Annotated in this window: 12 protein-coding genes and 4 pseudogenes; 12 read left to right on the top strand and 4 right to left on the bottom strand. The window is 58.1% G+C overall.

Annotated features, from left to right (window positions below):
- Positions 1-329: 329 nt before the first annotated feature.
- Positions 330-959, bottom strand: a complete 630-nt coding sequence (locus I6F28_RS17595; protein WP_225140388.1) for an FMN-binding negative transcriptional regulator — start codon at positions 957-959, stop codon at positions 330-332.
- Positions 960-1,159: 200 nt separating this feature from the next.
- Between I6F28_RS17595 and I6F28_RS17590 the strand changes: the two are divergent.
- From I6F28_RS17590 to I6F28_RS17580, 3 genes and pseudogenes are all read left to right on the top strand, one after another.
- Positions 1,160-1,417, top strand: a pseudogene (locus I6F28_RS17590) (transposase); the annotation flags it as partial.
- A gap of 3,230 nt (positions 1,418-4,647) precedes the next feature.
- On the top strand, positions 4,648-4,863 hold the full coding sequence (locus I6F28_RS17585) for a cold-shock protein (RefSeq protein ID WP_225128600.1): 216 nt from the start codon (positions 4,648-4,650) through the stop codon (positions 4,861-4,863).
- Positions 4,864-7,165: 2,302 nt separating this feature from the next.
- A pseudogene (locus tag I6F28_RS17580) lies at positions 7,166-7,949 on the top strand (efflux RND transporter permease subunit).
- Between the two features lie 414 nt (positions 7,950-8,363).
- Here the strand turns inward: I6F28_RS17580 and I6F28_RS17575 are convergent.
- Positions 8,364-8,650: pseudogene (locus I6F28_RS17575) on the bottom strand (IS3 family transposase); the annotation flags it as partial.
- Between the two features lie 708 nt (positions 8,651-9,358).
- On the opposite strand from I6F28_RS17575, the gene I6F28_RS17570 reads away from it, so the two are divergent.
- The 8 genes and pseudogenes from I6F28_RS17570 (at position 9,359) to I6F28_RS17535 (ending at position 19,154) form a co-directional block, all read left to right on the top strand.
- A complete protein-coding gene (locus tag I6F28_RS17570) occupies positions 9,359-9,571 on the top strand; it encodes a transposase (RefSeq protein ID WP_463671666.1) in 213 nt (70 codons plus the stop codon).
- An 800-nt stretch (positions 9,572-10,371) separates the two neighbouring features.
- Positions 10,372-11,040: a pantoate--beta-alanine ligase gene (locus I6F28_RS17565; protein ID WP_463671667.1), complete on the top strand. Its 669-nt coding sequence runs from the start codon at positions 10,372-10,374 to the stop codon at positions 11,038-11,040.
- A gap of 706 nt (positions 11,041-11,746) precedes the next feature.
- Complete coding sequence (locus tag I6F28_RS17560) at positions 11,747-14,851, top strand: efflux RND transporter permease subunit (protein ID WP_225140387.1); 3,105 nt, start codon at positions 11,747-11,749, stop codon at positions 14,849-14,851.
- A 459-nt stretch (positions 14,852-15,310) separates the two neighbouring features.
- On the top strand, positions 15,311-15,499 hold the full coding sequence (locus tag I6F28_RS17555) for a hypothetical protein (protein ID WP_225128598.1): 189 nt from the start codon (positions 15,311-15,313) through the stop codon (positions 15,497-15,499).
- 211 nt (positions 15,500-15,710) lie between these two features.
- A pseudogene (locus I6F28_RS17550) lies at positions 15,711-16,471 on the top strand (IS5 family transposase).
- Between the two features lie 30 nt (positions 16,472-16,501).
- On the top strand, positions 16,502-17,410 hold the full coding sequence (locus I6F28_RS17545) for a sulfite exporter TauE/SafE family protein (RefSeq protein ID WP_225128790.1): 909 nt from the start codon (positions 16,502-16,504) through the stop codon (positions 17,408-17,410).
- Between the two features lie 7 nt (positions 17,411-17,417).
- Positions 17,418-17,600, top strand: coding sequence for a hypothetical protein (locus I6F28_RS17540; protein WP_225128597.1), 183 nt, complete (start codon positions 17,418-17,420; stop codon positions 17,598-17,600).
- Positions 17,601-18,032: 432 nt separating this feature from the next.
- On the top strand, positions 18,033-19,154 hold the full coding sequence (locus I6F28_RS17535; RefSeq protein WP_225128596.1) for an MFS transporter: 1,122 nt from the start codon (positions 18,033-18,035) through the stop codon (positions 19,152-19,154).
- Between the two features lie 272 nt (positions 19,155-19,426).
- On the opposite strand, the gene I6F28_RS17530 is transcribed toward I6F28_RS17535, so the two are convergent.
- Together I6F28_RS17530 and gmd are read right to left on the bottom strand one after the other, a co-directional pair.
- Complete coding sequence (locus I6F28_RS17530; protein ID WP_275945323.1) at positions 19,427-20,404, bottom strand: GDP-L-fucose synthase family protein; 978 nt, start codon at positions 20,402-20,404, stop codon at positions 19,427-19,429.
- Complete coding sequence (gmd, locus tag I6F28_RS17525; protein ID WP_225128595.1) at positions 20,385-21,470, bottom strand: GDP-mannose 4,6-dehydratase; 1,086 nt, start codon at positions 21,468-21,470, stop codon at positions 20,385-20,387. Before gmd ends, I6F28_RS17530 begins: the two co-directional genes overlap by 20 nt.
- Before the next feature lie 1,045 nt (positions 21,471-22,515).
- Between gmd and glmS the strand changes: the two genes are divergently transcribed.
- On the top strand, positions 22,516-24,342 hold the full coding sequence (gene glmS, locus I6F28_RS17520; RefSeq protein ID WP_225128787.1) for a glutamine--fructose-6-phosphate transaminase (isomerizing): 1,827 nt from the start codon (positions 22,516-22,518) through the stop codon (positions 24,340-24,342).
- Positions 24,343-24,363: the final 21 nt, after the last annotated feature.

Here is a 24,363-nt window from a genome sequence, read left to right as displayed (position 1 = left end):
AACTCGATCACCGACCTCCCCCTTCTAATGTCGAACCGTGAAAGCCGAAGCGGACAGCAGGAGGCGCCAACCTAGGCGGCGCTGGCAAGCCACAAGGCCGAATGGACTTTCGATATTCGCGCTGTACTGGACCTGACACGAGATTGTGCCTCTGTCAGAATACAGACAAGTGTCTACAGCGCGGTAAGCCCGAGCTGACTGTTCGGTTAATAAATGTCGCGAGGTAATTGTATGCCCGGGTTAATCTCTACTAATGCCGCTGGAGCGTGTGAGAGCTGCAGATGTAATGTCCATCGGCGCTGTTGGCCACGGTCATGCACATTATCGTCTCAGTCCTGAGCCAGGATAAGAGCTGCAACTTCCAGGTCCTGTGCCAGTTTGCTCGCCGCTAGGCCGGTGGCGACACCAACGCGATCGGGCGCAGGGCGGTTCTGGCTCATCTTGCGCTTGCCTTCGACCATGGTGATCGGGATGCGCACGCCGGCGATTTCACGCGACTGGACGGCAATGAAATCCGCGGGCGCATCGCTGACGGCCCAGGGCGTCGCACGTGACGTCTCATGGATATTCGTCAGACGCGTCACGATCTCAAGCAGGCGTTTAGGATCCTCGAAGAACTCAATCGGTCCATGGGCGTGGACCGCGATGTAATTCCATGTAGGCACCACGTGTTCAGTTTGACGCTTGCTTGGATACCAGGATGGTGTCACATAAGCCTCTGCGCCACTAAAGATCGCCAGAGCTTCTCCAATCGGGGCCGTGCGCCATTGCGGATTGCCCTTCGCCAGGTGCCCGTACAGCGCGCCGTGTTTGCCTTCGCTCTCATCGAGGAAGAGCGGAAGAGGCGTCGCAAGTGGCCCATCTGATGTCGCCGTGATCAGGTTGGCCAATCGGGCGCAGCGGATTGTCGCTTGAATGCTCTTGAGGTCGTCATCTCGAAAGTGGGATGGTATGTACATAGAGGGTCTCCGTTGGCTGTCGTCCAGATAAAACCCAAGTCAAGAAGCTAGAAAACCGGCAGTTTCGGTAGCTCCCGTAGAGGTGCTCCGCTTCCTCTTTTGACGTGAAGTTTTCGGATTTGTCCGGGACGTGACCCGCCACTAAGTATTTGTTCCAGAAGGCGAAGGAGTTAGAGTCCAGCCCGAAGAGGGACGGACAGATGAGGCGAGCAAGGTTCAGGAAGAGCAGATTATCGCGGTATTAAAGGAGGATGAGGCTTGGGCGAAACGGCTGACCTGGCTCGCAGGCATGGGATCTCCGAAGCGACGATCTACAATTGAAAGGCTAAATTCGGCGGCATGGATGTCTCTGAGACCAAGCGCCTGAGGCGCTGGGAGAGGAGAGCGCGAAGCTGAAGAAGCTTCTGGCCGAGCAGATGCTCGACGCGGCCGCCCTTCGCGAGCTGCTTTCAAAAAAGCGATAGGGGCCGTCCACGCCGGGGATCTGCCGCGTGCCGATCTCCGCGCCTGCGTCCACCAGCCGACGTTAGCTCCTTGCGCAATGCAGGAAGCTTCCCCCCGGTCCGGCAGCGCGACAACGAAGTAAGCGCGCGACGCGAGGGAGAGCCCTGGTTTAAGTGAAATATATAGCCAGCCCCGGTTTCACCAACGCTACGGCGTGCACCGGTTCCGACTCCATACATGTGAATCGAAAGTTAGGGGCATGAGGGAAGGCCCTCCGGGCTGGCTGGCGGACCCTCGACCCCGAGCCTGAGCACAAGGCCGTGCATGTCCCCACGGTTCGTCCCAAGAGCAAACTGCAGATTCTTGCTAACGATCGGCTAAGATCCTCGCCGGGTTAGCGCGCGATGTGCTAGGTCAAGCCGCAGCGCCCATCGTGCGGAACGTCGCGGCACAGGCCCCAGGAGCTGTCTTGAGGCCGCGACTGCGGTCTTCTCGCCCGGCCTTCTGAGAAGTGTTCGCTTTGTAACACGGCTGACCGCCCCCGAGAGGGGCGTGGTATTCTGCCGAATGCCAGACCGATCTCCCGCCGAATTATTCGCACCGCTCGCTTGAACTGCTCGGCCGGCACCAGGCCGCCCTAACCGGCAATCCGAAAGCGAAGCGCGAGCTCGGGCAGATGGCCCGCAAGTACAAACAGATGGCGGACTGGCACGACCACAACCCCCAGCATCGAGAGTAAGGCCGCCTCGGCCTGTCCTGATTCACGGCTGGGGCCGGATTAACCGCCTTCGTCCAGTGTTAGTACACGTATGGATCGAAATGATCCTGTATCGGCAATTGGCGGTACAGCGGTCTGCGCGGCGATCGTCGCCATCTTCGAGATCAAGGTGGCAATGGATCGTAGGCGCTTCAAAAGTAGCGCCGCCTCATGGCGCAGCTATCGTTTACGAACTTGTGGCGAAGGGATTGGATTGTTGATGCGCCCTGGCCGATAGCCCCCGCCGTGCCAGAGCACAACGGCCCCGGCTGTCGCCGATTGGCTGGGGCCGCTTTTATGCGGGCGAGGCGCACTTGGGGCTTGCAATGCGGGGGGGCGCAAATGACAAGCGCGGGCCACGCTTTCGGTAAGCGCCTTCACGCCGACCTTGCCGCACAGCATCAATCCCCTTTGAGATTCGCTCTGGAGGCCAACAAGGATCGCCTGATGGCAACATAGCTATGTCCTTAGGTGCAGCGGTTCGGGAGTGGCCCGACGGGGCGCTATGCCACTTTGATCCGATCGAAAGGGATGAGGTGGCAGTTTGAACAGCATTCCCGCGTTCGGCTCAGTGCGGCAGGACTTCCATGTTCTTCACCTCACTACGACGTGCCTTCGCAGGCAGGGAATCGCTGAAGTCAACTGGAGTGATGCAAATATTCCTGCCTCATTGCCTGGATCGTAGCGCAACTGTATCGCAACATTTCTCGTTCGGCTGCCGGTCCGACGGACTTTGAGACGATAGCCGTAGCCATCCAGCGTACTGGCTCTGACTCACTTCAGATGAAGTTCGACGGACGTCTGGCACTTTGATTGGAGAGGATCTCACAGTTCTGCTTCAGAAAGTCGGTTTGAAGCTCAGGAGCCGCGGTGATTGCGCAAACGCGCCCGCAAGGACCTACCAAGAATGGCCGGTCGCACTGTCGCGGGAAGTTGGTTATACTGTCGCTCTCAACGGAGGGGGATCCGTGTCCTACAGCATTAGGTGTCATCGAACGGGGTTTAGCCGGAGGCATTTTTCAGTTCAAAGTTTGAGCGCAAGAGAAGCCCTGTGTAAGGCGGAGTGTCTTGAGAGATCGGGAGTAGACATAGACTATATTGATACTCCCTCAGGCGGACGTGTCGACCTCCGCACGTTCCGGAAGCTGGCTGAGACGGAGGGCGGCTTCGAACAAGAACTTCCCAGCCAATGATGATGATCATACCTACGCTTTCAGGAAAATACTCAAACATTTGAGCTCGCACCTACGAAGCCCTGTCACTTCAAAGCTGGCGCCTTCACGTTTCAATGCGTCGCGTTTCGGCCTGGAATCTCCCAGGCCCTTCGGATACCTGGGCCGGCCAATTTGCGTTGTCTCGAATACGCGCATCGTTGCCCTCGCTAGCATCCATCAACTTCGCGCAGATTCCACCATGCACAAGAACTAACAAGACGAGCGGCTGCCATGAACGATGGACATTGATTTGGTTCACTCTCAAGAACGCGGCTTCTCAAGCGACTTCAGTATTGCGAGCTGCCTCGGACTGCCACCGAAGCAGTGTCCCCTGCCGTTTAGATTGTTTCAGTCGAGAAGATGCTGCGCATTTCCGGCAGCGTTCAAAAGACCGTTCACAGTCTTCAAGCCGAGCCCGTCTTACAGCAGGATGCATGATCCGGCGAAGCAGCCTAATCTGCACAGTAGGCGACCGCTGTTGAGCCACGAGCCTACGACAGCTTTCCGGGCCGGCAGCCTCAAAGCCGAGACCTTACTCGCCATAGCGAAGGACGTGCAGATTGCCGACAGACGCGCACGTGGGGTACGGCGTGGTTTTGGTCCGGCGCAAACTATCCATGCTTGCTTGGCCTGCCGGTCCAGCTTCGCGAGCTGTCCTAGACATGCACTACTTCCGGCGCTTGACCTTGCGCGGCACTTAGCTAGCCAAGGCGCCACGCTGACCTAAAGAGTGTTCGCCGTCGGGGCCTGTGAAACAGGCAGTGTGATTTTGCTTTGGGAGGAGTTCCTGGTTCATAGTAGCCAGCGGGAGCGAAGATGAAACAGAAATCCGGACCGAGAAAAGCACCGGCAGAACAAGTTGTAAAAAGACATTAGGCGACAGACCCGCCGGCATTATTCGGCGGAAGAGAGGATCCGCATGATGCTGTGCGCGGCAAGGAGAACATCTCGAGATCTGCCGCCCAGAAGGCATCGCTGCCTCGATGTGTTACAGTTGGTTCAAGGAGTTGTCTGACGACGGACGTCAGCTCTCAAACGAATGTCGACAACTTGACCCTGCAGCCCGCTACGAAGTCCCTGCTGAACCTCCAATTCTCAATTCGGCACGGCCCTTGCTTGGTTAGAGGTACCATCACGTATTGCTCCAGATACGGCGATGTTAGGGGCGGGCTCGGCGTCGCGAGCGTCTGGTCCGCCCCGCCGATTTGCTGTGGCTTGCGACTTCGGCGCCTAAGCGGCCATGCCATAGCCTCGAACACACGTTAGATCAGAGATGCAGACTGGAACAGTAGTCTCCTACAGTGTTGAGAAGGGCTGGGGCTTCATCAGACCCGACAGCTGCGACGGCATGGATTTGTTCGTTCACATTTCGGACCTTTGCGACTGCACAGGGGCTGATCTGGTGCCGGGGACGCGCGTGTCTTTCGATCGTCGCTTCAACAAACGCCGCTCAAAGTACAGAGCCGCCGAGGTCAGACTAATCAATTGAGATGCCGTATTTTCTGAAGCACGGGTTGCTTATCATTTGATATCGGAACGGCGATGCAGGAGCGCTTCCCTTGCAGGGCGCATTAAAATTTACGGTCGATCTTCTGAAGAATCTTGCCAACTCCAAGAGTCCTTTTGGCGTAGTGACGTGCCACCTGGATGTCGTGCGCAAACCTGGTCAAAATCGTTCAATGAAGCATCGAAGATGTTGGACCAGTTTAGAACGACGGCGTCATCTGACGGCAGCGTTTTGGCACGGACCTCGTACAAATGCGATCGTCCCCAAACAGCCGAAACTGGACGGCCGCGCCGACGGAAAGACTATCATACACGGATTCGGCGACGCCCGCGGTGACGCTCAGCGTATTGCGGTCGACGATCTTGACGAGATCCTAGCCACGCCGCGTGTATTGGCCATCGGTATATTCCAGGCATGCCAACAACGCCGGCGTTGAGCGTAGCGAAGATCAGACACGAACAGGCTCGGCACGATTTGCCGGTCGAGATGGACGATGCGCGCTTTCACTTGCTCGCTCTCGACATTAAGCTCGGCCAGCCGCTGATCGAGTTCTCGGATCGAGTTAATTACCTCGAGGCCGAACTTGCGTCAGCCCGCGACGGAGTCTTCATCGGGAGCCCTACAATGATGCTCCTTCGCTGGTCGAAGTGCGCAGCACCTCCAGCGCTTTGATGTCACCGTGATTGTTTCAGATCTCGCAGGAGAGCCAGATCTCGGCTGCGCGATTGGGAGTACTGGACGCGTTATCTTCACCGGCGGCCCGATCGCACAATTCCGTCGGTTTCTTACGCGCTACGGGCTCTGATGCTGCTGCCCTCACGACTCTTTGCGGCTTTCCACGGCCTTTGTCGCCGTACTTGACGCCGATTTCGTTTTGCAGACGCCGCTTTCAGAATCGGGCTCCGCCTTACCGTCGTTCCGTTGCTCAATCCGACAAAATGGTATTGGCGCGCTCTTCTGGGAGTGGCTGCCATAGTGTCTTAGCGCCATGTGGTTCGCCGACGCTTGTGCCACTCGACTGGACTGCGGACGCGCTTCCCCATGCGGACTTAATCGAGCGAACGTTGGCACTGTTTAACGAGCCGAGCGTTGGTCGAGTTGAGGATTCGCATGCTCGAAGCTGTACTGTGCCGTCCTCGTCCATTGCGACTCGAATCAACCCGGACCTAACGCCTTATCGTGGAGGAATACGGTGAACTGTTGCGGTACTCGAGCGCGGGTTCCTATCGACGAACAGATACTCTTCAGATCGTCCCACAGCTATTTGGGGGATCAAGCGGGCTGGAGGACAGGCGCAGTCTGCCCCTGCCATAACTTGCGCGATCGACGATGCTTGTCAAAGTAGAGATCCAAGACAGCGCGTCGGCCAAGTCGACAGCGTCCTTCATCAAAAGCCCCGTGAAGGTGACGTTGCCCTGGCATGCGGCCTGCCCGGTCACAACACCGATCACAGTCCATCCGAACCCATCGCGTCAGATCGCGTAGCGAGCTAATCTGGGTGAGAGCTCGATCGCGTTTCACCACTGTGCTCATAGCCGACGCGGCGCTATGGGATGCTTTGCCACTCAGATAAGTCTCGCGGGATACCCATCTTTGTAGGATCTCCAGCCCACGGCCAATGACATCTCCCGTTCGCTAACCCTTCTGCTGCGATGACTGGCGAGATATACTGGCCTAAAACCTGACCATCAAACAGGAGAGCGCATCCTCCCGGCACGATAATGATCTCGGCTAGACCGGCGTATGTTTCATACCTCCATTTCATAGCTAACTACCGGGTTAACCCCTTTGATATTGACGGCAACGCAGGTGCGACTCGGCGCCTTCACTCAAGAGAACTCGACGCTGTCCCTGCCGCGCCCACGCTGCCGGTGAAGTTAGCCCGACGTGACTCGGCGCTTGTGCTGGTCCGAAAAAGCGCTGTCCCTACCACGCCCCACTAACTTCAGTGGCCAACCTTGCCATAACAACGCTAACCACCCTCGCCTTCGCGGGAGTGTCTGAAGCTCCCACGGGCTGCGGAATTGTAGCGCCAAGAGCGATCATGGGACGCCTACCAGGATTGGTGGCTGGCCGACGGCGTAAAGGCGCACTATCGGTGTGGTAATGGCCGCACGAGATGGGCACATGTACATACACGATTGCCCGCGCCAAGCTTGGGCAACTACGGGCGCTCACCTCAGCCACGTAGAAACGGGCCCCGAGCATATCTGGCGAGGATGCAGACAAGCCGGCACTACACCGTGGTGATACGGGGCGCGGCGTGTGCGATGCGACGAGCCGCATGCAGGTTGACGACGTGCTCAAGCTTTACGTCAGCAACAATGCGGGCGCTACGGTGTCCTTGTCAGAACTCGTCACACCGGTCATGGAAACCAGTCCCCTCCAGTTCGTGCGCTCCAACGGCTACCCGGCCATGCGTATTGCCGGCAAGGGCTGCACCCGGGATAGCCGGCGACGCGATGATGGAAATGGAAAGACTAGCCTCAAACTGCCCCCAGGTTTCACAGTCGAGTGGATTGGACAGTCTCTGCACGAAAGCAATCTGCCTCGCAGGCGCCAATCCTGCTTGCTCTCTCCATGTTGGTCGTCTTTCTGGTGCTGGCTGCGCTTTACGGGAGCTGGTCAATTCCGTTCTCGGTGACGCTTGTCGTGTCGCTTGGAATAATCGGTTCCGTTCTCGCGGCCCATCTGCGCGGGCTCGAAAAAGACGTCTTCTTCACCATCGGCTTTACTACTATCATAGGTTTTTCGGCCAAGAACTCGATCCTGATCGTCGAATTCGCCAAGAACCTTCGCAGTCAGGGCGTGGGCTTACGAACGCCGTCGTCGGAGCAGCCAGGCTTCGATTGCGTCCGATCCAAATGACCTCACTGGCCTTTCCACTCGGTGTGGTCCCATTGATGCTTGCCCGCGGCGCTAGCGCCGAAACCCAGCGCGCCATCGGGACCGGGGTATTCGGTGGCATGATTTCAGCAACGCTCCTCGCTGTGTTCTTTGTGCCCGTCTTCCACGTCTTCGTCACGGAACATTTCGGTGCACGCAAAGACTGGGCCTCCATGCAATAAGCGAAGGGTGACCTCGACTCTGGAAGAGATCTCAGGGTCGATTCAAGGTGATCGACACGGTGCGGGAGAAGTTCAGTTGTCGGACTACGAGGCGATCACGCACCCCCAGGCGATACTTGTTCTGCCGTCGCTTCGCCCGGTTTGGACTTGTGGTTCATCTTCGCTTCTGATGGCTACGATGAACCACAAATCTCCTCGTAGAGAACTTGGGCAACTCGTCCGAGCAGATGGCCGGCGGACGTCATCCGCCGCCGGCTATCCTACGCTGCCCGGGGCCTGGGGGCTGGGCAGCGGTCGACTTAGTGCTCGTAAGCCTGCCGATCGCCGATTCGTAACCCGCCAACTATTCCGGCAAGCTCCGAACCCGAGAAATCGGTGGTCTTACACGTTCACCAAGCGCCTGAGCTTTCCGGTTTAATGGACACGGGGTTCAGCTAAACCCGTCTTGCGCCCGAACTCAACCGGGTTGACATAGGCGTGGTCGAGTCCATGCGGGTATTGTTGCAAAATCTTTCAGTTTAGCTGAACCCATCGGCGCGTGCCTCGTCTCTAGTTCTGTAGATCTTTCCTGCCGTCCGTTCGGTCTTGAGAAGAGAAGAAGCTCTCCGTGGCCGCATCGTCCCACGCTTCCCGGAACGGCTCATGCTGCAAACGATGCCATGGTCGGCCATCAGGCGCTAGAACTGCTCGCTCGTGTGCTGGCGCACCAGTCGGGTGCTTCGTGATGATGGATGATACCTGGGCGACAACCCTACTTTCACGCCGCCACCAAATATCTCGCTGGTTGCCGACGCATTCCTCGGGATCGCGACAGCAAATGACGCCGCATGGCCGGCGCTACGGGCGACCTCATCAGTTCGAGAGGTCGCCGGGCCCAAAGATATCGATTTGGCCCTGCTTAGACTACGCATCCTCACGATCCGCAAACAGCATTGGGAAAACGGCCTTAAACTGGCTCCAAGGCTGCAAGCCAATTTGAACCCAGCACCAGTTCCCCGAGGTTCGGTGGACATCAATGCCAATCACCCGTCGCATTCGCACCTCCTGCCAGACACGAGCCGAGAACTTAGGGCTGGTCGCCTCCGACTCGCCCGGTTGCGCCGAGAGCGCGCGCCCGCAGCTCTCGTCGGGTCATTTGGAACCGAGAGTTTTTAGGCGCGAGCAGCCTTTTCGGAGTTTGTGCTGAAGCCGATGCCGCGCCCTCAGCTAGCGCGTGTAGCAGGGACAGCGTCGGGTTCTCACTCACTCGAGGCGCCGAGGCACGTCCGCGCTGCTCCGGAAGCTACATGCGTGCATCGACAGCTAGGAGTCCAAGCCGAGGCACCGGAAGCACGGTGCGGGCAGCCCGATACACACGACACATGCAGGCCGCATTGATATCACGCGGACTGCGCTGCAGGATCAGCCGGTTGAACAGCCCGCAGAAGCTGGTGAGCGATTTCGGGCTCAACACGCGGGTGCGGCTGTCGGGACTGGGAGCTGCCCCTCACGGCCGCATCAGCAAGATCGGCCGCAGTTATGCGCGCGCCATGCTGGTCGAGCCGGTCTTGGCTGCGACCAAGGCGCCCGGTCCACTGCATGCGTTTGGTACTGCCGGTTCCGGCCGTGGCGGGCGATCCTAGCGATAGGCTATCGCACGCAGGTTCACTCCAGGGCCGCACGCCCATCCCACAGGTTGTCCGTCACGGTCTGGGTGAGTCCTAGTGGCTCCAAAATTTCGTTGGCATAGGATCAGCTCGGCTATGCCAACGTATAGCTTTCGAAGGAATTCCTCCGCCGGCATTGTTGAGGAGGACACGATCATTGGGAGAGCCGAGGCGACGCTATCGGAGGCCATACAGTTGATCACACTTCTGTTCAGATGAGTTTTGTCATCCTGATTGGGACTGTACTGCGCACTCCAGAACACGAACGCGGAGATCGCAGGCCAAGCTTGGCAATGCGCTCGGCACGGAACAGGCTCGCCGAGGCTGGCGGACAGTTCTTCTCTAGAACCGCATGAATTCAGGGCTAAGAGGTTAACTTGAAGGCGGCTCTCCGCTCTCCTCGCTGGACCAGACGGGAAGATGAACTGTTGCGCGAGCTTGTTGATGCAGGCGCGCCTGTGGAATCCATTTGCGAAACGCTCCACAGGTCCGAGCCGGAACTTCGGAGGCGTGGCTACTACATTGGCCTACCAAGGAAATGGTTTAAGCGAAGAGTCGCCCTCTGACGTTGAGGCCGCGCTCGACTGCGATCCTGGTTTTGGCAAAGTAAGGCCACTAACTGAGGCCACCTCTTTCATTCAGTAGAAGAGGGCGACGTCGACTTCTGGGCCCGCCGGCATACGAGGATGATGAGCGCGCGCATTTGTCGCGCGGCTATGCGCTCAGTCGGGCCGGCGCCGGGCTGGCTTGATTGAGCCCGGCGATCGAACGTCAGCATCTTCGTCGACCCCACTCAGTTCGGACTGAACGAGGATCTCAGCACCTACACGCCCGACTTCTTGCAGGATGAGGGACTGTGCCGCGACGCCGGTGTTGCCTTCCACTTTGCGCCGGATGCACAGGAAGTTTATCCGAGTCATTTCGAGACCTTAATTGAACCGGGCGACCTCGCCAAAGCTGTGCGGAGCCTTCAGGCCTGGACATTTTCGCGGTGTCGCTACTGTCGTATGTCAGTTGTTGAACATGGTGCAGCCCGACGTGCTGTTTTTTTTGGCCAGAAGGATTTTCAGCCAATGCGCAGTCGTGCGTCGCATGGCGCGGTTGATCTCAATCTCCCAATCGAGATCGTCACCGTACCGACCGCTGCCGAGCAGGATGGGCTCGCGATGAGCAGTCGCAACCAGTATCTCGGCAAGGAAGAACGTCAGCGGGCCCTTGCGTTCAATCGTGGACTCTCCGCCGCGCTCGATGAATTCCGCTCGGGAGAAAGGCCAATTGCGATCGCCAAGGGGCATTTAGAGACAGTTGACCGACTCCAGTATCTTGAACTTGTGGACGGTGCCGCCGACAGTCCACTGCGACGCCCCGCGGAGCTTTGTGCAGCAGCCTACGTTGGATGGACCCGGCTGACCGACAAGGTAATACTGGCGTTGCCAACTCCATAGCGCACTGCGCAGCCAACATTACGCAGCATATTGAGCTGGAAGAAGTGCTCAAGCCAACTGTTCCGACAGACGTGTCGATTGGTGCCAAGGGCGAACTCCGAGCAAAGTTGTTCAGCGAGTTAGCGATGCGGAGAGGGGGGCTTGCGGAATATTGTAGGCCCGAGAATTTTGCCTCTGGCAAGGTCATACTTCGCGGGGCTGCGACCAGCGAGCGTTTCGACAAACCTTGGTATAGTCTTTTGCAGCCCATTCTATATTTCCCACTTACCTTTGTAGAGTTGAGCACCCGTCAGGTCGTTTGTACTTTCGATCTCGAACCCGGATCATTCGACCGACGGGGCGGCGCGAAGCCCGAAGTGACGCCTTGCTAGAAGTCGTTGCGTTCCAATCAGGTGTGAGGACGAATCTTGAGTCTGACCGTTAGCCGGTTGCACGCAAAAAGACTTGGGGGGCTGTGCCTTAAGAAGGTGCCCACTATTCGAGATCGCGATGAGCGATCAGAACAGCGCAACCAACCTTCATTCAAGCGACGAAGATGAAGAAGCGGAGGATCGGGCACGCTATGCTCAGCAACGTGTGATTCCTTAGAGTAGCCGATAACGCTTCCCTCATACTACGGGCTTTAGCGCAGTCGCCGCATTGATGATCATTGCTGTACCGCAATTTGCTGGCGTATTTGCATCCCCCTCTGGAAATGCGAGTCGAGATGGCATTTACCGAGCTTTTCATCAAACGTCCGGTATTGTCTATTGTCGTTAGCCTCCTGATCTTGCTGATCGGCTTTCGGGCGGCGACCGTACTGCCGATCCGGCAATATCCCAAGCTATCTAATACGGTCGTCAATATCACTACTTCCTATCCTGGCGCCTCCGCCGACATGATCCAGGGGTTCATCACGACTCCCCTGGAGCAGGCCGTCGCTTCCGCCGAGGGCGTCGACTACATCAGCTCCTCATCGGTGCTCGGTACCTCGACGATCCAAGTCTACATCAAGCTGAATTTTGATCCCAACGAGGCGCTCACCGAGGTGCTCTCCAAGGTCAACTCAGTGAAATATTTGATCCCAAAGGAATCAAACGATCCGGTCATCACCAAATCGACCGGTCAAACAACCGCTGTCATGTATATCGCGTTCTCCAGCGAGGAATTGACGGCAAGCGCGATCTCCGACTACCTCTCGCGCGTCGTGCAACCCATTATGGCAACCGTGGATGGCGTCGCAGCGGCGGACATCCTGGGCGGTCAGAGTTTTGCGATGCGGCTATGGCTCGATCCTGCGAAAATGGCTGGGCACGGCGTGTCGCCGGCCGAGGTTTCGGCTGCAATCGCCGCCAACAACTTCCAGGCCGCGGCTGGCCAGGCCAAGGGCTATTTCACTATCTCCGATGTCACGGCAAATACGGATCTGCGGAGTGTGGATGATTTCAAGCGGATGATCGTCAAAGCCAACGACGGTGGCTTTGTGCGCATGGAAGACATTGCGGTAGTCGAGCTTGCCGCGCAGACGGCAGACACTAGCGTCGCGATGAACGGCGAGCACGCGGTCTTCATCGGCGTGCAGGCGAGCCCGCAAGGCAATCCGCTAAACATAGTGCGAGGCGTTCGAGGGCTGTTTCCAGAAATGGAGCGTAACCTGCCGCCGTCGCTGACGATGAAAGTGGCCTACGACTCCACCCAGTTTATTCAATCATCGATCGATGAAGTGGAGAAGACGCTCATTGAGGCTGTCGTGGTCGTGGTGATCGTGATCTTTCTGTTCCTGGCCTCACTGCGGTCGGTCATCATTCCTGTGGTCACTATTCCGTTGTCGCTCGTGGGTGTCTGCAGCATGATGCTCGCGCTGGGGTTTTCATTCAATCTCCTGACTCTCCTTGCGATGGTTCTCGCGATCGGTCTCGTGGTCGACGACGCGATCGTGGTGGTGGAGAACATTCATCGCCATTTAGAAGAAGGTGCGACGCCCCTACTGGCTGCTACAAGGGGCGCGCGCGAGATCGTCGGTCCCGTTATCTCCATGACGATCACCTTGGCTGCGGTATATGCGCCGATTGGGTTTCTCGGCGGCCTCACCGGTGCGCTGTTCCGCGAATTCGCGTTTACGCTGGCGGGAGCTGTGATCGTGTCGGGCGTGATCGCGTTGACGCTGTCGCCCATGATGTGCTCGCTCTTCCTGAGGCGCGCCGAGGGGGGCCGATTTGCAAGGCTTGTGAACCGCGGGTTCGGCGCCATAACACGATGGTACGGCCGCAAGCTCGACCGCTCGCTCGAATATCGCCCAATTACCGGGCTATTTGCGCTGACCATGTTAGGCCTTGTCGGTTTTCTCTACATGAATATTTCCAAGGAGCTCGCGCCGGAGGAGGATCAAGGTATCGTATTCGCGCTAACGAAGGCGCCCAAATACGCCAATATCGACTACCTCGACTATTACGGCGCCAAACTTGAAAACGCGTTCAAGAAATTTCCAGAGAGTGACTTGAGCTTCGTGCTCAATGGCATCAGTGGCCAGCAGAGTGGCATGGCCGGCATGTTGCTCAAGCCGTGGGACGAGCGCAAGCGATCATCGATTGTACTAAAATCCCTCGTTCAAGCCGAGCTGTCCAAAATCGAAGGTATTAACGCGTTTGCCTTTAGCTTGCCTCCGCTTCCGGGCGGTTCGGGTGGCCTACCAGTGCAGATGGTGATTAATTCGACGGTTGGCTTCCAATCCGTTTACGAGCAGATGTCCAAGCTGAAGGATGTCGCGCGCAAGAGCGGTCTGTTCATGGTGAGCGACTCCGACCTCGAGTTCAACCAGCCGGTGGTGCGAATCAAGGTTGATCGGTCTAAGGCCAACGAGCTTGGCATCACCATGCAGACTATCGGTAGCGCGCTCGCCACCTTACTTGGCGGAAACTACGTCAATCGCTTCAATTTGCAGGGCCGTTCCTACCAGGTGATCCCGCAGGTCCCACGTCAGGAGCGCCTGGCGACGCAAGCAATCGGGAGCTATTATGTGAAGACTGCGACGGGCTCGATGCTCCCGCTGTCTACTGTAGTCTCCATCGAGACTGCGACCGATCCGAACGCTCTCACCCACTACAATCAGCTCAACTGCGCGACCTTTCAGGCCGTGCCGATGCCTGGCGTCACGATCGGTCAGGCTGTGGACTTCCTGGAAGCCGAGGCAAAGAAACTGCCCGCAGGCTTCAGCCACGATTTTCTGGCCGACGCCCGCCAATACGTATACGAGGGTAACCAACTGGCGATTACCTTTGCATTTGCAATCATCATCATATTCTTGGTGCTTGCGGCGCAGTTTGAAAGTCTGCGCGATCCTTTCATCATCATGATCAGCGTACCGATGGCAATCGTGGGCGCCTTGATCCCGCCATTTTTTGGCTGGGCAACTATGAACATCTACACCCAGGTCGGACTGTTGACACTGGTGGGGTTGATTTCCAAGCATGGCATCCTGATGGTTGGGTTCGCCAATGAGCTGCAGCTCAAGGAGAGACTTGACCGTCGCTCGGCTATAGAGATGGCGGCGCGCGTCCGACTGCGTCCAATCTTGATGACTACGGCGGCAATGGTCACGGGCTTCATACCCTTGTTGACTGCAACGGGAGCTGGCGCCGCGAGCCGCTTCTCGATTGGGCTCGTGCTCGTCGCTGGCATGACTGTCGGCACGCTGTTCACGCTTTTCGTGCTGCCGGCGGTCTATGTCGTGTTCGCGTCGGACCACCGCGCCGACGCGAGCTCCGGCCGCGCGAAGAACGCCGCCGAGTTCGGCCTCACCGGCGCTGCTGATCCCCAGCTGGCCAAGCAATGACGATAAATTCAATCCAGGTTCGCTCAGTGTCAAGCGAGGGAGCCTGCGATCGCTTCACGCTCCGTTACGCATTGAGATCTTCACGCCCGTGGTGCCGAGCTTGGCGGCTATCGGGGGCTCGGAAGAACACATCGGTGATCCCCGGCTGCTCCGCTAAGGTGAATTTCACCGTACATTTCAAGGCAGCGGAATGCCCAAGCTCGACATCGCCGGGGGAGAAGGGAATTGATCCTCGCTGACAAAAGGCGCGTTGCTATTTATCCCAGGGCTCTTGAAGGAGAATTGTTTGCTTCCGTCTAACCGCGTTGCGTTGCTAGCCGAAAAATGATGGCGCTGAACCGCTTAGGGGTCGACACGCGCCGTGGGAACGGCCCGTATCCATGGCCGACGCACTTACCGCTTTCGATACGAGGACCATTGATCGACAAGCCGAGAAACAAGCCGACGCGTTTTGGCTGAATGATCGTTGCCGGGTATCGGGAAGTGCAGCACAGCTTGCGTTGCACGATCGAAAGTCGAGAACAAGAGCAACTGCTGAACGCAAAAACGGCCGCTGCCATTGTGAAGAAGGGCGGAGCTGCTAAGCGAATGTTCAGCATCTGCCGCAACCCGATGACCAATGGCCGCGCTGGCTCCCCCGACGTGTGACCCGACCCTCTGGAGTGGGAAAATTAAGGAAATGCCTGAGTTTGATGCTGCTATCTGGTTTCTGGCCGCAACGACGTGTTTTGCTGCCTTTGTAAATGGAGCCATTGGCTACGGCTTTTCGTCGCTCACTGTACCCTTTGCGCTAGGGTCTGTACCTAATTAGCGAACTCTGATTCCCTCGCAGCGGGTTGATTCCACGCGGGGGACTTCGATGCGCAAAGGACTGTTCTGGCTCAACGACAAGCAATGGACTCTGATAGAGCCGCATCTGCCAACGAACCAGACCGGACCGGTGCGCGATGACGATCGACGCGTCATCAGCGGTATCATTCACATGCTTCAGTGCGGCGCACGCTGGCGCGATTGACCGCCCGACTATGGTCCGTACACGACGATCTACAATCGTTTCAATCGCTGGGCCAAGCGCGGACATTTGCGGGCGATCTTTGAAGCGCTCGCCCGCTGCGGCAAAGACGGCGTGACTTTGTCCATCGACTCCACCACGATCAAAGCGCATCGCTCGGCGAGCGGCGGAAAAGGGGGGAGCATGAACAAGCGATCGGCCGCTCGCGCGGCGGGCGGACCACGAAAATCCACGCGCTGAGCGACCCTGACTGCAGACCTTGCGCATTTCATCTCACTCCAGGCCAGGACGCTGATATTGCCGCAGCGCCAGCCCTTTTGGAACTCGCGAAACCCATGTCTGCCCTCATTGGCGACAAAGGGTACGACGGCGACGGCTTTCGAGCCGAAATCGTCGATCGTGGTGCCAAGCCCGTCATCCCAAACAAATCCAACAGGGTCACTCTCCACAGCTTCAGCAAACGCGCCTACAAGGGGCGCAACGTCATCGAGCGCTGTTTCTGCCGCCTCAAGGATTTCAGGCGTGTCGCAACTCGCTACGACAAACTAGCCAGGAACTTCTTGGCTGCCATCCATCTCGCCGCCATCGTTGCCTATTGGATCAATTGAGTCCGAGCCCTAGTTTTCTACACCAATCGCATTCTCAACCCCGCCATTGTCATCATCGAGGTCTTCGTCAACGTTTACGTCCTCCTCATCAATCTGAAGGGCGTGCGGGTGGTTTGGAGACGAGTGTTTCCCATCTTGCTCGGGCTCTTGCCGGGCGTTGCGCTCGGCGGCTATGCCTTGACCTCGCTTCAGCCGGGCTGGATCAAATTCGCCACCTACACGATCATTCTGCCCCTGATCCTGCTGCAAGCTGCGGGTTGGCGCCGCCCTATCGGAGCAAGCTGGCTGATCGGCCTGCCATTCGGGTGGATGCTGGGCGTTCTCTATTCGCTGACGACAATCTCCGGGCCTCCCATAGCGATGCTGTTTAACAACCAGGGCTTGGTCAAACACGAATTTCGCGCCGGCCTAGCGCTGGTTCGCGTGGTGGAATCGAGCGTTACCGCCTTCGTCTACTATCAGCTCGGCTTGTTCATTTACGAAAGCGGCAGCTTGCTCTATGTTTTTGTACCGAGTGTCCTGCTTGGCGTCCCGCTGGGGTCCTACGTCATTCGCCGGCTTGATGCGGAGATATTCCGACGCATCTGTATGAGCTTTGATGCTTGGATCGTGGGCTTCGGCTTGTCACGGGTGCTGATTGAGCTCGATCTAGTGCAGAGCGCCTGGGCTTATAGCGTGATGGCGGCGGCGATACTGATCGATCTCTCCCTGCTATACTTGTTCTTTACAACGCACAATCCAAATCTCATCTCGGCGAACTGCGGATATAAGCACCTGAACGATGCCGGCGGGCAACTCGGTATCGAATGCGCGCGCGTCCTGGACCTGATCGACGCCGCCCTCTTCGGCGGCGATGATGATGGCTTGCAAATCTGGTTGATTGCTCCAGACGGCCCAGCCCACCGCCGCCGGGAACCCGGGATCACAGGACAGCCCTGATGCCGCCATGCTACTCGAAATGGCTGTTGCCGGCGGCGACACGCTGGCCCAGAACAAACGAACTGAGGCCCAATGGCTGCGCGGGAACCATCTGGCGGCCGGAAACCAGGGACGAACGAATGTCAAAACCATCGGGGCCGACATTAACCGCTTGCGCGTGGTAGCGGAGCTCGTTGTAGTGATCTCTTGAGACAGCGCCGCCACTCGTGATGAGAGCTTCCGATTGTGCAAAGTTGTCGGAAAAAGGACGGCCGTGTTAGCGCCAACTGCATAGAGGCCTGGGGCGCCGTCGGCTTTGTAGGCGTTGCGACAAGCATGCTGAGCGTTGCGATTTGGCTGTCGCAGACCAGCAAAAATCATTGCCCTCGTGTGGCCAGCTCATCCGGGAGAGATTGGCCGAAACACCGCCATCCCCAGGGGCTCGACGATCACCCCTACTTGTCGCTCTGCGTGTGACGCAGTTCAGCATTTGTGACGGCATCGCATTTGCAGGGATGAAGAACGTCAACTTGAGGCCATCATCGTCGAGCCGCGCGTCGCTTGCAGGCGACGCACGCAGGATGAGGGGCGCCGCGCCCGCGAGTCCGTTCTCTCAGGAGCGTCCGTGATACCATGTGCCAATTTGTCTGCCGGCCTGCTTGGGACACGCCTGACATTTTTTGTGGCCGGATTCGGCCTCGCGGCCTGGGCGCCTTTGGTGCCACTCGCCAAGGAGCGGCTCGCGGCGGATGACCGCATGCTTGGTCTACTGCTGCTCTGTCTCGGAACGGGATCTGTCGTCGCGATGCTTTTGACCAGCGTGTTGAACTCGCGGTACGGCAGCAAGCCCATTATCCTCGCGGGTGGACTTGGACTCGCGATCATCCTGCCGTGCCTTGCAATTTCCGACACACCTGTAAGGCTCGGTGCCACGCTATTTGCTTTCGGCGTTTCACTCGGCTCGATCGATGTAGCAATGAACATCCACGCGATTGAACTGGAGCGCGCCACGGGCCGTCTATTGATGTCCGGCTTCCACGCTCGGTACAGCATTGGGGAAGTCACCGGCTCTGCCGCGGTCACCTTGTTAGTCTCCCTGCAGTGTGGCTCGCTTCTCTCGACGTTGGTCTGTTCGGCGTTAGTAGCGATCGCGATTGTGACGGCCTGGCCGAGGTTGCTGGCGACGGGTTCGAGACAGCAGGGGCCATTATTTGTCTTGCCCCACCGCAGTGTGTTGCTCATAGCGGTGCTCGCGGGTATCACCTTTCTTGTAGAAGGTGCAATGCTCGATTGGAGCGCTTTGCTTCTCGTTGAACGAGATCTTCTCGCGGAGGCGCACGGGGGCATTGGTTATATGCTCTTCTCAATCGCCATGGCCGCAGGGCGTCTCAGCGGAGATGCCGTGGTGGCGCGAATCGGCGACCGTGCCACATTGATGCTCGGGACTGTACTAATGGTAACAGGCTTTTTGGCCGTGGTAGCCGCGCCCGTTGCGTTGATTGCTATGGCAGGGTTCCTGCTTATCGGATTGGGTATTTCAAATGTTGTACCCGTACTGTGTCGACGCGCCGGCAAACAGAACGTGATGCCAGCAGGCATAGCGATAGCGGTCATCACGACCGGCGGCTACGCGGGTATACTCGTCGGGCCGGCCGGCATCGGGCTCATCTCACACATATTTGGCTTGCCAATGGCGTTCGGGATGTTAGGCGCGCTCATGTCCATCGTGATGCTGTCGGCGAGGATGATGACCGACCATCGCTAAGGCATTGGTCAAGAGGAAGGGAGCGCCGGTTCGCTCCGGCTAGTGATCGCCCGTCGGCGGTTGAGATTTAGAGTCGATGAGCTCTCAACTGCTGGCAGCACGTCTCGATCTGATCTTTCCTTTCCTGCAAGTCGGCAGGGGTTCTTGGCGGCGAACTGAGGGCAGCTGTTGACAATGAACGTTCGTCAACTTGCGAAGCAAGATTGATCGTTACGTGAGCGGCGAGTCTGCTAGGACGGACGTTCACCGCCGGGCGATCGTGGTATCGCCCCTTATCCGGGAACAAGCGAATCACTCTGGTGCCGTCCGTCGCTGTCAGCCCGATACGCCCGATATGCCAGCTGAATGCCATCCTTTAGCGAAGTCGTGGCGCGCCAGCCGAGCCCAGACAGCCGACGCACGTCGAGCAGCTTGCGTGGCGTGCCGTCCGGGCGCGACGTATCGAAGCTGATCTCACCGCGAAAACCGACGGCGGCCGCGATCATGAGTGCGAAGTCGGCGATGCTGATGTCCTCGCCGCTACCGATATTGACCAGTTCCGACGAGGAATAGGTCTTCATCAGATGGATGCAGGCATCGGCGAGATCATCGACATAGAGGAATTCGCGGCGCGGCGTGCCGGTGCCCCACACCACGACGTTGCGGCTGCCCGAAATCTTGGCCTCGTGGAAGCGGCGGATCAGCGCGGCGACGACGTGGCTGTATTCGGGGTGATAATTGTCCCCGGGGCCGTAGAGATTAGTCGGCATCACGCTGATGAAATCGGCGCCGTACTGGCTGCGATAGGCCTCGGCCATCTTGAGGCCGGCGATTTTGGCGATGGCATAGGGTTCGTTGGTCGGTTCCAGCGGGCCGGTCAATAACGAATCCTCTCGCAGCGGCTGAGGCGCCAAGCGCGGATAGATGCAGGAGGAGCCGAAGAACATCAGCTTCTCGCACCCATTGGCATGCGCCGCCTGGATGACGTTGCTCGATATCGCCAGATTGTCGTGCAGAAACTCGGCGCGCAGCGTGTTGTTAGCGACGATGCCGCCGACCTTCGCGGCGGCGAGGAACACGGCTTGCGGCCGCTTCGCGGCAAACCAGGCGTTCACCGCGGCCTGGTCGCGCAAGTCGAGCTCGCTGCGCGGCACCGTCAAGAGATCGGCCTGTTCGCGTGCTAGCCGGCGCATCAGCGCCGCGCCGACCATGCCGCGATGGCCCGCAACGAAAACCGTCTTACCCTTCAGTTCAAACGACGTGCTTGCCATTGGTCGCATCCTGCTTGGCTTCAACGAGATCGCTGGCGACCATTTCCTTCACCAGTCGCGAGAACGGCGTCTTCGGAGCCCAGCCGAGCTTGGCGCGCGCCTTGCTGGCGTCACCGATCAGGAGATCAACCTCGGTCGGACGGAAATAGGTCGGATCGATCTGCACCAGGGTCTTGCCCGAGGCCTTGTCCACGCCGACCTCCTCGACGCCCCTGCCGCGCCATTCGATGCTGCGCCCGACCTCGGCAAACGCCACCTCGACGAACTCGCGGACCGACCGCGTCTCGCCGGTCGCCAGCACGAAGTCGCCGGGCTCGTCGACCTGCAGGATCCTGTGCATGCCATCGACATAGTCGCGGGCATGGCCCCAGTCGCGCTTGGCGTCGAGATTGCCGAGATAGAGCGTGTTCTCGAGGCCGACCTCGATGCGGGCGACGGCGCGGGTGATCTTGCGCGACACGAACGTCTCGCCGCGGGTCGGGCTCTCATGGTTGAAAAGGATGCCGTTGCTGGCGAAAATGCCATAGGCCTCACGGTAGTTCACCGTGATCCAATAGCCATAAAGCTTGGCGACGCCATAGGGCGAGCGCGGATAGAATGGCGTGGTTTCCTTCTGCGGCACCTCTTGCACGAGCCCGTAAAGCTCCGAGGTCGAGGCCTGGTAGAACCGCGTCTCCTTTTCCATGCCGAGGATGCGGATCGCTTCCAAAAGGCGCAGAACGCCGATTGCGTCGGCGTTGGCGGTGTATTCCGGGCTCTCGAAACTGACATGGACGTGGCTCTGGGCGGCCAGGTTATAGATCTCGGTCGGCCGGATCTGCTGCACCAGCCGGATCAGATTGGTCGAATCCGTCATGTCGCCATAGTGCATCAGGAACGGCACGCTGCCGGCATGCGGATCCTGGTAGAGATGATCGACGCGCGCGGTGTTGAACGAGGACGATCGGCGCTTGATCCCGTGCACGTGGTAGCCGAGACCGAGCAAATACTCGGCGAGATATGCTCCGTCCTGCCCGGTGACGCCGGTGATCAGCGCAACGCGTCGCTTTGAGTCCTGAACCGTCATGGTCTCTCGTAGTTTCGCCGGAAAGAAAAGCCCCGTGAAACGCTATTGGAAGCCGTTTCTCGTGAAGTCTAGACGGCGCAAGCCCGCTCCACCCGCAGTTTGAGGAAAGCGATCGTTATGTCCAGTCATACACATCAGCTAGGAAAGCACACTATATACATTGTTTTAAATCGGACTGGATTGTGTGAACGCATTGATCTCCAAAACATCAAAGTCAATTAACGCTCGCATCCTGGCTTATATCTCTGACGATCCTAAGTAGGCGAGATGCATGCGATCGCGGTTGCGAGCGCAAGGGCGCGCTTGTCCGGGCTATATCTCCAACGAGATAGAAGCTGACCATCTGTGTTCCTATCTAACCTCAGGCGCAAGTACGCATACGCGTGGTCTCGTCACGGCTTGCGAGAGCGACGAGCTGGAGCCGCAGTCATCGATGCATTTCGCCCGATGACGGGATGCAAGCAAGCGTACAGTCAAGCTTGCACGCCAATTCGTAGTCAAGAAAGCCCCCCTACCGTTAACTTCCGGACAGAACACCCGGTCTTCGCGGTCGATTCATCGCCCGTGATCAGCGCTGTTGCCAATGTCAAGCTCGCGGCAGGCAGTGGAGCGGCCGACACAAGACAAGATGAGAAAGAGTAGTAAACGTTGGTATAGATGCTCCAACGTTTCGATATCGAAAGTTTACGCTCGTACAATAGAGCTTCGCTGCCAATCGTCTAGTCTCGATGAGCGTAACTTGCCTTCGTACGAGTATGATGGGCCTCCTAAATCCAAGCCGGCAAAATGTTTCAGGTAGAACAGAACAATTCAAGCTAGAGCTGCTGCGCAGTTTGTACTCGATCGGCAGCCAAAAGCGGAATGTAGTCGGCCGAAGCGATGATGGCTAAAGGAGGTCTAACTCACGCTTGCGAATGCGGCGGCGATACAGGCGGCCGCGAAAAAGCCCGAACTTGACGCCTGTTACCATCGTGCAGGCGATTTCATGATCGGATTCCTGTAGGCGGGACCTCGGGCCCCTTGAACTTGGGCTGCATTGATCGATATGTGTGGAATTGTTGGCATTTTGGGGCGTGGTCCGGTCGTTGGCCAGTTGGTCGCTTCGCTCAAGCGATTGGAATATCGTGGCTATGACTCCGCAGGCCTCGCGACTCTCGAAGGTCTCCGTATCGAACGCCGGCGCGCTGAAGGTAAGCTGAGAAACCTTGAAGAGCAGCTGCGCTATTATCCGCCGTTGGGTCATATCGGCATCGGTCATACCCGCTGGGCGACTCATGGAAAGCCGACCGAGAGCAATGCTCACCCGCATGCGACAGAAAATGTCGCGGTCGTTCATAACGGGATCATTGAGAATTTCCGCGAGCTGCGAGCCGAACTGGAGCGGAATGGAGCCCACTTTAACTCAGAGACAGACACGGAGGTGGTGGCGCATCTCGTCGAATCTTATCTCAACAGGGGCTACTCGCCGCGGGATGCGGTACAAGCGTCACTGCCACGGCTGCGCGGTGCCTTCGCGCTGGCATTCCTTTTCAAAGCCCACGATGATCTTTTGATCGGTGCGCGTAAGGGGTCGCCCCTTGCGATCGGACATGGTATCGGCGAAGTGTATCTAGGATCGGACGCGATTGCGCTCGCGCCTTTGACCGACACCATCACCTATCTTGAAGACGGCGACTGGGCCGTGCTTACCCGCACGATGTGCGTGATTTATAGCGCAGACGGATCTGTCGTCCAGCGGGAAACATCAAAGTCTGGCGTATCGTCACTCCTTGTGGACAAAGCGAATTATCGCCACTTCATGGCCAAGGAAATCCACGAGCAGCCGACAGTGGCCGGCAAGACATTGGCGCATTATCTCGACATGGCGGCCGAGCGCGTCGCCCTGCCGGTCACATTGCCGTTCGACTTTAAATCCGTTCAGCGCATCTCAATTACCGCGTGCGGGACTGCAGGCTATGCCGGGCACATCGCCAAATACTGGTTCGAGCGGCTGGCGCGCTTGCCTGTCGAGATCGATGTAGCGTCCGAGTTCCGCTATAGGGAGGCGCCTTTGCGCCGGGGCGATCTCGCGATCGTCATCTCGCAATCGGGCGAAACCGCTGACACGCTAGCTGCACTGCGATACGCCAAGGACCAGGGCGTGCACACGATATCTGTGGTCAACGTCGCGACGTCGACGATTGCGCGCGAGAGCGAATCCGTTCTGCCGACGCTGGCGGGGCCGGAAATCGGCGTCGCCTCCACCAAGGCATTTATCTGCCAGCTGATGGTATTGGCGGCGCTTGCCGTCGCAGCAGGCAAAGAGCGCGGTAAACTGTCTGAGATCGATGAAACGAGGCTCGTGCGTGAGCTTATCGAAGTGCCGCGGTTGATTGCTGCGGCGCTGTTGATCGAGCCGCAGATCGAGAAGCTCGCGCGTTATATCGCCGATTCAAGGGACGTGCTCTATCTCGGTCGTGGCACATCGGCTCCCTTGGCGTTCGAGGGCGCACTCAAGCTGAAGGAAATTGCTTATATCCACTCAGAAGGTTATGCCGCCGGCGAGCTCAAGCACGGACCGATCGCACTGATCGATGAGGCCGTGCCTGTGGTGGTGATCGCACCTTATGACGATGTCTTCGAGAAGACCGTCTCGAATATGCAAGAAGTTGCGGCTCGGGGCGGCAAGATCATCCTGATCACCGATTCGAAGGGTTCTTTGGAAGCGACGGTGGACACACTCATGACCATTGTGCTGCCTGAGATGGTCGCACGCTTTACGCCGATGGTCTATGCCATTCCGGTACAACTCTTGGCTTACCATACCGCTCTCGTAAGGGGCGCGGACGTGGATCAGCCGCGTAATCTAGCAAAATCGGTGACTGTGGAATGAGGCTACAGTGTTATGTCGGTC

The sequence above is a fragment of the Bradyrhizobium sp. NBAIM14 genome (assembly GCF_020193895.1).
Classification (GTDB): domain Bacteria; phylum Pseudomonadota; class Alphaproteobacteria; order Rhizobiales; family Xanthobacteraceae; genus Bradyrhizobium; species Bradyrhizobium yuanmingense.
This window is presented reverse-complemented; position numbering and strand designations above follow the sequence as displayed.

Bases quoted from the DNA above. Each gene is read 5' to 3' on its own strand.
- I6F28_RS17595 (WP_225140388.1), bottom strand. From the start codon at position 959: ATGTACATACCATCCCACTTTCGAGATGACGACCTCAAGAGCATTCAA.
- I6F28_RS17585 (WP_225128600.1), top strand. From the start codon at position 4,648: ATGCAGACTGGAACAGTAGTCTCCTACAGTGTTGAGAAGGGCTGGGGC.
- I6F28_RS17560 (WP_225140387.1), top strand. From the start codon at position 11,747: ATGGCATTTACCGAGCTTTTCATCAAACGTCCGGTATTGTCTATTGTC.
- I6F28_RS17555 (WP_225128598.1), top strand. From the start codon at position 15,311: ATGATCGTTGCCGGGTATCGGGAAGTGCAGCACAGCTTGCGTTGCACG.
- I6F28_RS17540 (WP_225128597.1), top strand. From the start codon at position 17,418: ATGCTACTCGAAATGGCTGTTGCCGGCGGCGACACGCTGGCCCAGAAC.
- I6F28_RS17530 (WP_275945323.1), bottom strand. From the start codon at position 20,404: ATGGCAAGCACGTCGTTTGAACTGAAGGGTAAGACGGTTTTCGTTGCG.
- gmd (WP_225128595.1), bottom strand. From the start codon at position 21,470: ATGACGGTTCAGGACTCAAAGCGACGCGTTGCGCTGATCACCGGCGTC.
- glmS (WP_225128787.1), top strand. From the start codon at position 22,516: ATGTGTGGAATTGTTGGCATTTTGGGGCGTGGTCCGGTCGTTGGCCAG.